4 protein-coding genes are annotated in these 9,187 nt (G+C 38.5%); 1 reads left to right on the top strand and 3 read right to left on the bottom strand.

The genetic code is table 11. From position 1 onward, the window contains the following. From ACFIMM_RS05440 to ACFIMM_RS05430, 3 genes are all read right to left on the bottom strand, one after another. The coding region (locus tag ACFIMM_RS05440; protein WP_375692655.1) for a phage tail protein at window positions 1-357 on the bottom strand (357 nt) is incomplete at its 3' end. Between the two features lie 13 nt (window positions 358-370). Beyond that, window positions 371-745: a hypothetical protein gene (locus tag ACFIMM_RS05435; RefSeq protein ID WP_375692654.1), complete on the bottom strand. Its 375-nt coding sequence runs from the start codon at window positions 743-745 to the stop codon at window positions 371-373. A 754-nt stretch (window positions 746-1,499) separates the two neighbouring features. Then, a complete protein-coding gene (locus ACFIMM_RS05430) occupies window positions 1,500-2,630 on the bottom strand; it encodes a metallophosphoesterase (protein ID WP_375632454.1) in 1,131 nt (376 codons plus the stop codon). Between the two features lie 771 nt (window positions 2,631-3,401). On the opposite strand from ACFIMM_RS05430, the gene ACFIMM_RS05425 reads away from it, so the two are divergent. After that, window positions 3,402-9,187: right-handed parallel beta-helix repeat-containing protein (locus ACFIMM_RS05425; protein ID WP_375692653.1), on the top strand; the 5,786-nt coding region annotated here is incomplete at its 3' end.

Here is a 9,187-nt window from a genome sequence, read left to right as displayed (position 1 = left end):
TTGACCAGAGCGACTGATATAGTCGTGGTCTTTATTGATCGTGGTGATTACTACGGATCCATGGAGAAGGACACTATAGGTGGTATCATTGATCCAATGAAGCATCTGGACCGGCTTTGCTCTTCGAATAGTTGTAGTGATGGCATCAATGGCTACACGGTCACCAAATTCTTCTGGAAACCAAACTCCATGAATGGTCTTTGCATCATTGCCATAGCCAGTAAATTGCAAACTGGGTGCCTTGCCAAAACGCTCCATACAAACCCATGAGGCAGAAAACTCTTCTTCAAAGGATTGGAAATTTAGCCAGTCCACATAAAATTGATGCGGTCCTAACATCAGCAAAGGATCTCTCATAGGCTCCCTCCCCTCATTCTGTCCCGCCATGCAGAGCGTTAGCGCGTGCCCGTTGAATGGCGTGAGCGACCGCACGACCAGTGGCCATGGGTTCACGCGCCCCATTAACATGCACTGTGACATTTTGATTGTGTGTGATGGGGGAACGGTCTTTGTCTCTTTGCTCTCTCGCAGATGAATTTACAGGAGAAGCCCCCGCAAATTGCACGATGGGTTGGATGGCTGTTTTACCCCCCAAAAAACTTGGCAAAAACTCTCTTACATCAATCGACCCAATCCACCCCTTAATGCGGCTAGGCAAAGATTTACAATAATCCATCAATTGTGAGATAGACGACATAAAGCCATCGACAATCGAATTAGCCAGATCTTCGCCCGCTTGTTCCATACCAGCCTTGGCAGCATCAGAGAGCTTTTCACGGGCAAAAAAGCTCTTTCTAAACTGGAACTTCTTAAAATCCCCTTTTTACACCTCTCTCAAAGCAAAGATAAAACTGCCAAAACACGTGAGAGTCATCTAAGGATAATTGCATGAGACCATAACAGCTATAAACAGACTCCAATATTTGTATCATATTATTGTAACGATTTACTTACGTATAAAAGAAGAAGATAAAATTGTAATACAACTAAAAGTTCATACGGTTAATCAAGAGAAATTATATAGCATCACAAAACATCAATTGTTTGAAGATTATAAGTAAAAAATTGATCAAAATAAAAAGCTTTTCTTATGAAAAAGAAAAGAGTTGCCCATGAGTAGATATTATAAACTCTAACAAAGGGCATAACTTGATAATTATACCGCAACAAACTAATAGAAACAGCCTTCTTGATAATTCTGGACAACATGTGCTAGCAAATTATGAACACACCCTTGACAAACTCCCCTTTCTTCAAAGATGAAAGCCTAAAAAGAAAAATAGAATAACAAACCATTATTCTGCTTTGTATTAAAGCTCAGTTCACATTAAACCATTGCACTTATAGCGTATAACCTGAAATCTTAGCAGCTTTGAAACAAAATATGTCTGATTTTTCACTCTATTCCTAAATAACATTTAGACACTCCTACTGCTCTTCAAGTCCGCACATATAATACGTTTTTTCCCTCATGCTTTAAGACAAAGAAACAAATCCTATTATAACTTACTGCAACTTGCCGAAAATTGGGTGTCTTTCCCTATAACACCAAGATCTTTAATTAAAAGCGGTTTTCCTATTTCTCCATTATAGGCTTTAACGTGAATGGTCTTGCCTTTCACATCTATGAGGTAATAATCTCCATTAAAAAGCGCACCAGCTGTATAGATAGGGATATTTCCAAAAACCTTATCATTTTTCGCACGGCAATAAGACTGATAATGCGTGTGACCCACGAAGATTGCTTTAACATTATGAGAGGTAATAATTGACTTAAAGACCGACAAATCTTTAGCATTCTTTTTACGAATAAAAAAGGATTCACCATCAATGGAAGCAGCACGCGCATCATGAAAATTAATGATTGTCACTTTACCTCTTGCATCAGCAGCAGCTAAATCGTTCCTAAGCCAATCTAAAGATTTATTGATTTGCACTTCTGTAGACTGCCCCTTCAAACCAACCGTATAGCTTGGATAATTGTGAAGCTGCACATAGTGAACATCTCCATAATCCCAAGAATAACTCAAACTCCCCCTTATCGAGCGAATATTTCCACCCGAAATGGGAACCAAGCTTTCAGTAACATCTGCATTGAAATGCGATAATTGACTACGGTATTTTTTGATTTCCGATACCATTCTTGAAACTGCACTTATAGCACAAGCATCTTTGTAAAAGCTGAATTCTTGAGGATTTGTACAATTACCAACATTATTGGCATAATCGTGATTCCCTAGCCCCTCATAGACAGGTGCTCCAAGAGTTTTATAAACATTTTCATAATCATCATAGTTTTTTTGTTGTCCAAACTCCGTCAGATCACCATTGACAATATGGAATGCAGCTTTGTGCGCTTTTATCACACCAGCAACCTGCTCATTTATCTTTAACCATGGCTCTCTGTTTGATATTCCATTGGCATCACCAGAGTTTAAACGCCACGGTTGCGGATCAGCCATAATGATAGCAGTATAATTTTTTGTAAGAGACTTTTCTTTCATCGACCAATCCATGAATGCATCATGATAAAGCCTCTTGTCTCTTTTTATTTTTTCAGAATCAAGATTAAAACAACCAGAGAGAGTAAAAGCAATCACGGTGATTACCAATTCAACTTTATATCTCATAAACCTATCGCCATAAAAACGTTACATATTATATTAAAAAATTCCTCAGAAGCAATTTTTTAGATTTTATTGTCAAAAATATGTCAAAAATTCGAAATAACGAAAGCAATAATCCTTCAATGAAGGTGCACTTTGATGATATAAAAGCACTGTTGATTTCAAGCCTTCAACTTGAAGCATCTTCATTGATTAAGATTTATAAGCTTGGGCTCTGGCTCTTTCAAATGTCATCGATACATCAACAGCTTATAAAAACTTAGTCGTATACTATTAAAATATCCCCAACAGGAGAAAGAATGTATTCTTATACTAGAGCACCCAACTCCTTTGGATATCAAGATCAAATATATTAGAATATTATGATAAATAAGGTATAACTAATCAAAAGTGCTAGCAATAGTGTTTGATTATTACCGTCATCACTTACTTTGACAAGTTATAAAAATGCAGAAGTATTACAGAAAATACTATTATTACTTTATAAAAAAAATAATATAACTTATGTAAGTATTATAATAATATTTATAATTTCTATAATATAGATTTACAGTAAATTTAATTATATAATATAAATAATTACAAACACATTGTGTGTTAAATATAAATTAATACAAATTTAATATCATTTGTTTTTTAATTTTGACAAAAAACCAAAAATATCTTACCAAATAAAGACAATTATCGAAATTAATAACAACTATCCATTTTCACTTCTTCTTATGAAGTTTGCGGGGAAATGAATATTTGGGGGCTCTCATAAGGAGAATACTAGTGTATAAAACATCCCTTTTATCATGCACAGCTGCGGCTGCTATCATACTATTCAACATCCAGTTCACTGCACATGCTGAAACTCTTGGCGTTGCCAACGAAGAAAAAGATATATCCGGAAAAACGTACGAGACTATTTATGTAAAAGACAAAGGAAAAATCACCGGCAGTACTGTAACTGTAACTGGAAATAAAAACACAAATACAGACACAGGTAGCGATAAATATGTTGTAACAGTTGAAGGTGCTAACAGTGCGCTTGAATTAAATGGCTTAAATATTCAAGGCACTGATTCTGATGTTCGTTTTGGTATTTCTGTAAAAGACGGCGCTAACATCAACCTGACTGGGGGGAACATTACAGCTTCTCAAACTGGTGTTTATATTGATGATAGTAAGAATAGTAGAAATATACTACAAAATGTAGTGATATCAGATAATAAAAATGAAGCATCATCACTCCTTGGAATAGAAATAAACAACGAAAGTTTTATCACTTTAGAAAATGTAACAGTTAAGCAAGCAGAAACTGGTATACTTGCGGATGTCGTTTCTCAAGTTATAGTATCCGGAGGATCATTCGAAGGTAAAATGGATGGCGTATATGCTATGGGCGGCACCACCATTACTGTAGATGGCGGTACTAACATTACCTCATCTAATGGTAACGGACTCCATGCCGATGATGAAAATACCACCATAAAAATGACTGGGGGAAGCGTAACTGGAAAAGACGCAGCATTGTATACAAACGACGGTGGCCATATTAAAATCACGGGTGGTACTCTAACAGCTAAGGAAGATACCACAAGTGCACCTACTACAGAAGGGGATAACCCTGCATATAATAAGGGTACTAAAATTGAGAGTGGATTCGGCGCATTGTCTCAAGGTGAAAACAGTGTGATTGAATTATCTGATACAAAGATCAATGATGCGACAATCGGGTTAAAAACACAAGAAAGTGGCGCAATCGCAATGACTGGGGGAAGCATTACAGCGTCCAAAGTTGGTGCATTCTTTTTAGATAGCAAGAGCAAAGAAAACGAACTGAAAGATGTAGTGACATCAAGTGGGAAAGATGATGCGCCACTAATCAATGGAATCAAGGCAACTAACAGTAATGTCACTTTAAATAATGTAACAGTGACGCAAGCACAAACTGCCATAGATGCATATGATTCCACAGTAAAAGTCTTAGGAGGATCATTTGATGCAGAAAAAGCAGCAATATTTGCTCAAAACGGCGGCAACATCACTTTAACTGGCGGTGCAAAAATTACATCATATAACGATGCTGGACTCTATGCGGAAGGTTCAAAGTCCATCATCGAAATGACAGGAGGGAGCATTACAGCGAAAGAGGAAGCAGTAACGACAACATACGGTGGCCATATTACTGTTACAGATGTCACCCTAAAAACAAATGGTGATGGACTTGGTGTAGCTTCTGATGACCTTGGTAGCATGATTGAATTACTTGGAAAGACAACGATTAGTGATAGTGCAATCGGGCTTCAAGCACAAAACGGTGGTGTAATCAAGATGACTGGGGGAACCATTACAGCTTCCGCAGCTGGTGCTGGCTTCTTAAACAGTAACAGCCGTGAAAACAAACTAGAAAATGTGACAATATCGAGTGGTAAAGACGATGCGCCACTGAACTTTGGAATAAAAGCAGATAAAGGTACCGTCACTTTAAAAGATGTAACAGTGACTCAAGCAGCCGCCGGTATATTTGCAGATCATGATTCGACAATAACAATCTCGGGAGGATCATTTCATGCACAAAATGCAACAATATCTGCTCAAAACGGCAGCGCCATCACTTTAACAAACGGTGCAAAAATTACATCATCTGATGATGTTGGATTATATGCTAAAGATTCAAACTCCTCCATCACAATGATAGAAGGAAACGTCACGGGAAAAGCGAGTGCTTTGGTTGCTGAAGATGGTGGTCATATTACTGTTACAGATGTTACCCTAAAAACAAATGATAGCGATAAGTCATTTGGTGTATTTTCTAATGGCGCAAATAGTGTAATTGAATTGCTTGGAAAGACCACAATTAGTGGTAGTGCAATCGGGCTTGCATTCCAAAATGATGGCGCAATCAAGATGATTGGAGGAACCATTACAGCTTCTGCAGCTGGTGCTGGCTTCTTAAACAGTAACAGTCATGAAAACAAACTAGAAAATGTGACAATATCGAGTGATAAAGACGATACGCCACTGAACTTTGGGATAAAAGCAGATAAAAGTACCGTTACTTTAAAAGATGTAACAGTGACTCAAGCAGCCGCCGGTATATTTGCAGAGAATGATTCGACAATAACAATCTCGGGAGGATCATTTCATGCACAAAATACAACAATATCTGCTAAAAGCGGCAGCACTATCACTTTAACCAATGATGCAAACATTACATCATCTGATAATGTTGGACTCTATGCAGAAGGTTCAAAATCCACCATCACAATGACGGGAGGAACTGTCACGGGGAAAGGTAATGCATTGGTTGCTGAAAATGGTGGACATATTATTGTTGCAGATGTAGCTCTAACTGTCACAGATGTGGCTCCAAGTGACGACTATATATCGTCTGGTGTATTTTCTGTTGGTGAAGGCAGTGTAATTGAATTACTTGGAAATACAACTATTAGTAATAGTGCACTCGGGCTTCAAGCACTAAACGATGGTGCAATCAAGATGACTGGAGGAGCCATTAAAACTTCTCTAGTTGGTGCTGGCTTCTTAAACAGTAACAACAGCGAAAACAAGCTAGAAGGTGTAAAGATATCGAATAGTAAAGACGATGCGTTACTGAACTTTGGAATAAAAGCAGATAAAAGTACCGTCACTTTAAAAGATGTAACCGTCATGCAAGCAACCAATGCCTTAGTTGCAGATGATCACTCGACAATAACAGCCTCAGGAGGATCATTTCATGCACAAAATACAACAATATCTGCTCAAAACGGCAGCGCCATCACTTTAACCAACAATGCAAACATTACATCATCTGATAACATTGGACTCTATGCAAATAGTTCAAACTCCACCATCAGCATGACGGGAGGAACCGTCACGGGGAAAGGTAATGCATTGGTTGCTGAAAATGGTGGACATATTACGGTCACAAATGTGTCTCTAAATGTTACAGATGTATCTCTAGGTGACGAAGATATATCGTCTGGTGTATTTTCTAATGGCGAAGGCAGTGTAGTTGAATTGCTTGAAGGAACAACGATTAGTAATAGTGAAATTGGACTTACAACAAACGATGGTGGCGCAATAAACATGACTGGAGGGACCATTAAAACTTCTCTAGTTGGTGCCGGCTTTTTAAACAGTAACAGCGGTGAAAACAAGCTAGAAGGTGTGAAGATATCGAATAATAAAGACGATGCGTTACTGAACTTTGGAATAAAAGCAGATAAAAGTACCGTCACTTTAAAAGATGTAACAGTGACTCAAGCAGCCGCCAGTATAGTTGCAAATGATCACTCAACAATAACGGTCTCAGGAGGATCATTTAGTGGACATGATGTAGGAGGAAGCGCCGAAGCCAGCAGTACGATTATCTTAAAAAACAATGCTAACATTATATCATCTAATGGCGAAGGACTCCTTGCAGACGGTTCAGGATCTAAGATCATAATGACGGGAGGATCCGTAGCCGCGAACAAAACAGCGTTATTCGCAATCAACGGTGGGCATATTGATGCCACAGATGTTGCTCTAACAACAGAGGGAAAAGGAAGCGGTGTATTTGTAAGTGGCAATGACAGCACAATTCAATTGCATGGTGATACAATAATTAACAATACTTTGGACGGCCTTGGAGCAGTTAACGGTGGTAAAATCATTAGCGAAAACTTATCGATAATCGGTGGTGAAGCACTTGAAGGCTCCGACAACGAACGCACTGGTATATGGACATCGGACTCTGGTAGTGAAGTTAGGTTAATGGGCAAAACAACCATTCAAAATGTCGATGAAGGGTTTTATGCAGACGGTGGAAGTAAAATCATTAGCGGAGATTTAACAATAACTGGTAGTGAAAATAAAACAATGACCGTTGGTGTAAACGTTGCAGAAACTGATAGTGCAATCGAATTAAATGGTAAAACAATCATTCAAAATTTTGATGTTGGTCTTTTTGCAGGAAATAATAGCACAATTAAGATGACGAATGGTTATATTGGAGCAGCAGAGAATACAATAAAAAATAAAATAGAAGCAAAAAAAGTTGCACTATGGGCGGCATTTAACGGACATATTGATGTCGTGAATACTTCTATGATAGCAGGAGTTGCTGGTTTGCAATTTATAGCTCTCTCTAATCCTGATCTAGATTATCCAGATGATCCACAAAAACGTAAAAGCAGTGAAATCAATTTAACCAATGCAGATATTCACGTTGAAAATGGCACAGGAATTTTTGTTGGAGCTTTTACTAACACAAACATGGAAGATATTCCAACTTTATCAATCGGTACAGCAAATCTCAAAAATTCAGAAATCCATGCTGATGTATTGTTAGGAGATGGTCTTTTCGAAGATCCAAAATCTTGGAAAAATGACAATTATTGGAACAATAAAGAGGTTAAAGCGATCTCCAATGGCACCTTCACCTTAAGCGCTGATCAGTCTACTCTAGAGGGCAGAGCGAATATTGCTAAAAATAGAACTGTACGTTTTGATCTAAAAAACAAGACAACATGGACACTAAAGACCAGTACAAAAGAAAAAGATGATGATGGCAATCTGCTTGATATTGCTCAAAGATCTCGTTCCGATATTTCTACGCTTAATCTCGATAACAGCTCTATTGTTTTTGATGGACTGGTAGAAGATCATTATCACACATTGCATATAGGTTCTGGTAAACCAGATACGCAAGAAGTCTACAACGCCTCTGGTGACGCAAAGATTTACTTCAACATTGCTTGGAGTGATGGCGTAGCAAGTGCCGATCAAAAAACCGATAGACTTCTGATCCACGGTGATGTCTCAGGCTCCACAACAGTTTATATCAAAAGCGATTCAGGAGATGAAAGTAGTGTAATAAATGCTGCTGATCCTTCCAATATAGGTGGCCTCTCGCTCATTCAAGTATCTGGAAAAGCACGAGAAGACTCTTTCAAACTCGTAAATGGCTATACCACAAGAAATCGTTTGCCTTATAAATATACGCTAACGGCCTATGGACCAGAGTCAAGCCACGGTACAGCCGATGTTGCACAAAGCCTCTTTGATGAGAAGAATGAAAATTTCTGGGATTTCCGCTTACATAAAGAAATTCTTGAAACGGATTCTGGTTCTGGTCCAAGTGTGATCGTCCCTGTAGCACAAACGGCCAGTTACTTAGTCATGCCAAATGCTCTCTTCTATAGTGGATTAACCGATATGGCTAAACAAAACGCGCTTTTAGCCAATATCAGAACATCTGTCTTAGGAAAAGAAGAGGAAAAACAAACCGGTTTCTTCCTCTATACTTACGGAAACACAGGAACCTTATCTTCTGAACGCGGACCTCTCAAATATGGTTATGGTGCTGATATCCGCTATGCTGCTCTCCAAGCCGGAGTCACATTCGCAGCATTAGAAGGACAAAATACCACAACACATTTCGGTCTTGTAGGCACCTATGGGCGGCTGTCTTTCACTCCAAAGGATATGGATGATGTAAGTAAGAGCACATTGGATAAATGGTCACTAACAGCTTATGGCAGCGTGCAGCATGACAATGGTTTCTATATGGATACACTGTTATCCTA

This window comes from Bartonella sp. AP258QHHD, assembly GCF_042196145.1.
Taxonomy (GTDB): Bacteria; Pseudomonadota; Alphaproteobacteria; order Rhizobiales; family Rhizobiaceae; genus Bartonella.
The sequence above is the reverse complement of the archived record's forward strand: the minus strand, read 5'-3'. Positions and strand labels throughout refer to the sequence as shown.

What these genes read in the sequence shown, in the direction of transcription:
- ACFIMM_RS05435 (WP_375692654.1), bottom strand. Translation starts at nt 745, where the DNA reads ATGGAACAAGCGGGCGAAGATCTGGCTAATTCGATTGTCGATGGCTTT.
- ACFIMM_RS05430 (WP_375632454.1), bottom strand. Translation starts at nt 2,630, where the DNA reads ATGAGATATAAAGTTGAATTGGTAATCACCGTGATTGCTTTTACTCTC.